1 protein-coding gene is annotated in these 265 nt (G+C 64.2%); it reads left to right on the plus strand.

Annotation, left to right across the window (positions count from 1 at the left end; translation table 11 throughout):
- The coding region (locus Q5L94_RS13790; RefSeq protein ID WP_317498924.1) for an SUMF1/EgtB/PvdO family nonheme iron enzyme at positions 1 to 265 on the plus strand (265 nt) is incomplete at both ends.

The raw sequence follows: 265 nt of genomic DNA on the forward strand, positions 1-265 counted from the left end.
TGCAGGCGGAAAATCAGGATATCTCGCGCGCGATGACATCTGGCATGCAGCGGCGCTCGCAGTTCCCGCGGCGGACGAGCCGACACAGTCGGAGCTGCGGCAGAGGCTGATCGACATTCCCGGCGGGTTCTTCGAGATGGGAGCGCGCAAATCAAGCTTCCCGGACGATCACGACAGCCCCAGGCGCAAGACATTCGTGTCGCCTTTCCGGATCGCCGCGACCACGGTGAGCAATGCCGAGTTCGCCCGTTTCGTCGAGGCGACC

This window comes from Idiomarina sp. Sol25 (assembly GCF_033052775.1).
Taxonomy (GTDB): domain Bacteria; phylum Pseudomonadota; class Gammaproteobacteria; order Enterobacterales; family Alteromonadaceae; genus Idiomarina.